The organism is Anthropogastromicrobium aceti, assembly GCF_020687335.1.
Taxonomy (GTDB): domain Bacteria; phylum Bacillota; class Clostridia; order Lachnospirales; family Lachnospiraceae; genus Anthropogastromicrobium; species Anthropogastromicrobium aceti.
In genome coordinates this window covers 1-3,839 of the sequence record NZ_JAJEQN010000084.1, presented here as the reverse complement: position 1 = coordinate 3,839, position 3,839 = coordinate 1, and the positions used below count along the sequence as shown (strand labels likewise).

Below are 3,839 nucleotides of genomic sequence, written 5' to 3'. Positions count from 1 at the left end.
TTCTTCGGTGCTATACTTGTTCATTTCTTCCTCCTAACATCTTTCGACATTAGGTCCAAAAATTGTCCGCACCCCATCTTTACTTGTTGTTAACGGTGCCTGACCCCCGAGACGCTCTAGCTCGCAATTGCACGCTGTAATACACTCAAGACTCGCTTCAAATGCTGTGGTTAACAGCTTATTTGACAGGATTTACACCTGCTGGATTGTACACCCTTTGCTGGACGCACGGTCTGGCACCTGATGTTCGCATAGCCATCAGCCTGAAATATTACTCATCACTTATATTCCTTCGAATCGGATATACTATACTTTGTTTCTCAACATATATCTGACCTACATCTTCCGCTATAATTGGAACTGCTATATCTCTTAATGTACATTCAAGATCAAGTATATATGGTTTTTCATTTTCATTTTTAAATGTAATCCTGAATTCATTCTGATAATCAAAAAGTTTTTTCTCTTTTTTAAAGGTATGCCATTCATTATATCCTGCTGCCATTTCCTGATATTCTACAAAACCCATTTGTGGATCATTACAATTTTTAATTTTTTTTAAGGCTACTTCTACTCGCTTAAAAAATTCCTGCCGATTAAGAATTAACACACCATATTCGCCAAATTCTTGACCCATATTTTTTGGAAAAGGGCTAACTTTCTTATTTTCAAAATTTATATACATGGTGTAAAAGCAAATTATCTTTCTATTTCTATTATCTGCTGCTGAATAGCTCTTTATAATTCCTGGCTTATATTCTAATGGATTATTTGTATAATCTCTAACAACAATCATATATTGACCATTTACTTTTTCTAAATTTGCAGAAATCATTTTAGGATCTTGATTATTAATTATAAAGTTATTCCCCTCATTACTATCTCCTTGTCCTTTAGCATCACATTTTCTAAAAAAGTCTACAGTATTAAAGTATAATCGTCCATCCAAAAAATCTTGCTGATATTCATACTTTCTGGTAAACTTTATTAACATATATTCATCATAATCTTTTATCCAATTTCCTTTATTAATATCGATATCGCTCATTTCAATCTTCTCCTTTTTTAGCCTTCATTTTTTCAAAATTATTTACATAGTACCTTGGTCGAGTAGACGTACCTTTCACAAGGTACGCCCCCCACAGATCCTGACGTGCGACTTTCCCGCATCCGGCTCTTCATATGGCTAATCATATGCCTGATCTCTGTGTATCCGACACTTTTCTCCCTAAAATCAATTTCCTCGTCATGTCAATCTCTGTGTATTGGACAAGTTTCTTTCTTGGATATCGCCATATATGGCTCCCTTCCCTCCAGTGGCATTACCCACCTTCAACGGTACTATGGAACTATCCGACTACCTATATTTCTTTTGTCTCTCTTTCTTTTATTGACAAGACATACTCTGCTCCTTTTTTCTAAAGCTGAGAAAATATAGTTTCTCTCCAGTTGACGTACAATCCTTGTATTACATGAACAGGTCCTTCCGACGCCGCGGAGCTGTGTGAAATCTCACCTTAACGATAAACCCACATGTTGCCTTCCCCTCAGACCACAGAGTCGGCACTCCGATTTATGGTATTTCGGCGCTCAATTGCTGTCCCTGCAACCTTGCTGTCTACGCTTAGCCCATTACATTACTGTAACACACTCAAGACTCGCTTCAAATGCTGTGGTTAGCAGCTTATTTGACAGGGGTTCCACCTGTCGGATTACACGCCCTTTGCTGGACGCACGGTCTGGCACCAATGCTATTGTTTAATACCAGATGGCTGGCATGTAACTTTTCTGGCTAAGCCAAGGGGACAGTAATTAAGCCGTGGCACAATAAAACAGCCGCCAGACCTGTCCCCACTGGCTCAATTCACATCCCCCTCACGAGGGATGAACGCCAAAAAGAATCAATATAACTGCTCTGTGTTTTGATTTTGTCTGTTACAAGCCTTGCAGCCATCATTTTTCTGGCAAATCAATCAAGATCAAACACATTTTCTTTTTGTTTTGATGCGAATCCCTCTGCATATTACATATTGCTTGACATTCGCACTCGTTTTGTTAACCGTGCCTGTCATTTGGTTCACACTCAGACAGCTGAATTAATCCACTCTTTCACCTGATCCACAGAAACCTCTGCCATTTCAGCGATTTCTTCGATGCTGTCACCCTTTTTGTACATTTTAAGTGCCATTTTCTTTGCTTTATTTAGCTCACCTGCAGCCATACCCTCTTGCTTACTTTCGTCAATCATATCTCTAACTGCCTTACACATATCAATTTCCCCCTTTCCGTCTGGAACATAGATTGGTGTGTTTGTGACATCACGTATTACTCGCGCAGCATCATTATCCATAATCATTACCTGATTATCATTTAAAAACTTCGACAACGCTTTCTTATCTTTAGAATATTTAATATATCCCAGCACATCTCCAAGACTTGTCGAAAACTTTTCTAAGTCATTGTTTGCAAGCTTATATGGATCAATCAAGAAAATTCGATAGTCCTGAACAAACTCCAACAATTTTTTATCTTCCAGATCCATCATCTCATAGAGAGATAGCGGACCATCCCACTCATCTGCTCCGAAATGAACTACTAGCGTGATTACCGGACGAATCCGATCTTCTTTATAGAATCCAGAAAGATACTCACCCTTGTTATGTCCTTTTCTGTCACCTTTACTCTTATGTCTTTTAGCAACCTCCGAAACCTGCTTTCCATACTGAAGAGCATCGTAAATAATATTTCTCACAGGCATTGCATAATGAATCTCTGTCTGATTTTCCACTCCCAGAAGAATATATGATGCTCTTGAATCCTGCATGATGACAGCTGATTTCAAAACATCTCGATATTTCTGAACAACATCCTCAGTTTGATTTTCGTTTTCACCCAATGCAAACGGGATCGCAATTTCCGTTGTATCAAGTTCCTGCAAAAGTGCCGGCTTGACAACCTGCTCTCCATCATAAATGAGATAATTAAAGGCATCAGCAAATACTTCGTTGCTTCTTATGTATTCTTTTGTAACAGTATCAGCCATTCCCATCGGCAAACACCTCCAATTTTCGTTATCAATAGAAGTACATACAGCTTCCTATTGTATTTTCATGTTACCATAGACTTTACTATGCTTGCATTTTATCAAATTATTCCCTATTTTTCAACTGTTTTCATTCGACGCCATTCGGCTTTTTTCGAATATTTGTTCACAGTTTGTTAACCGTTTATTAACGGTGCCTGACCCTTTTTGCCCATACACCCGTAGGAAATCCCATCTGAACCCGCATATACGTTACAATAAGACTATTCATCATAGCGCCTCCATCAATCTCAATGCCTTTAACAAATCCTTCGGTTTCAAACTTTAACTTTATGCAACTCAGCCAAGTTCCAAATAAAACATAAGCGACAAATCATTTTCACATCTCAGCCGATCTTATGGATCGTTGCCTGCTGCTCACCTCGTAGCGGTGTGTGATTATAAGAGCAGCTACCGTGTAGATGTCTCTACACGACTTTATTTTACCAAAGCCTCACACTAATTCGACAGCATTCGATTTTTTAGTCATATTTTGTTCATTTTGCGTTTACAGTTTAGTACCGGGGGTCTGGCACCAATGGTAATCACAAACAGGTTCATCAGTTTGTTTTTTTTTACTTTTTTCGCTGGATATTCCAAAAAACTTTCTTTTGAATTCATTCAGTGTTTCGGTCAGATTTGCGATTGTTGCCTTAAGATCAACTGCGTTTTCCTGAAGAATTTTTACTGTTGCCTCAAGATTTTTAATCGTTGCTTGAAGGGTAGCAATCGTTTCATCTTTCTCATTCAGACGTTC

The 3,839-nt window shown here is 38.4% G+C and carries 2 protein-coding genes and 1 pseudogene; all 3 read right to left on the bottom strand.

Features of this window, described 5'->3' with window-relative positions; genetic code table 11:
- Positions 1-271 precede the first annotated feature (271 nt).
- A complete protein-coding gene (locus LKD48_RS16245; protein WP_308732631.1) occupies positions 272-1,048 on the bottom strand; it encodes a hypothetical protein in 777 nt (258 codons plus the stop codon).
- A 1,035-nt stretch (positions 1,049-2,083) separates the two neighbouring features.
- Positions 2,084-3,049: an Rpn family recombination-promoting nuclease/putative transposase gene (locus LKD48_RS16240; protein WP_308732630.1), complete on the bottom strand. Its 966-nt coding sequence runs from the start codon at positions 3,047-3,049 to the stop codon at positions 2,084-2,086.
- Positions 3,050-3,590: 541 nt separating this feature from the next.
- A pseudogene (locus tag LKD48_RS16235) lies at positions 3,591-3,839 on the bottom strand (hypothetical protein); the annotation flags it as partial.

What these genes read in the sequence shown, in the direction of transcription:
- LKD48_RS16245 (WP_308732631.1), bottom strand. Translation starts at nt 1,048, where the DNA reads ATGAGCGATATCGATATTAATAAAGGAAATTGGATAAAAGATTATGAT.
- LKD48_RS16240 (WP_308732630.1), bottom strand. Translation starts at nt 3,049, where the DNA reads ATGGGAATGGCTGATACTGTTACAAAAGAATACATAAGAAGCAACGAA.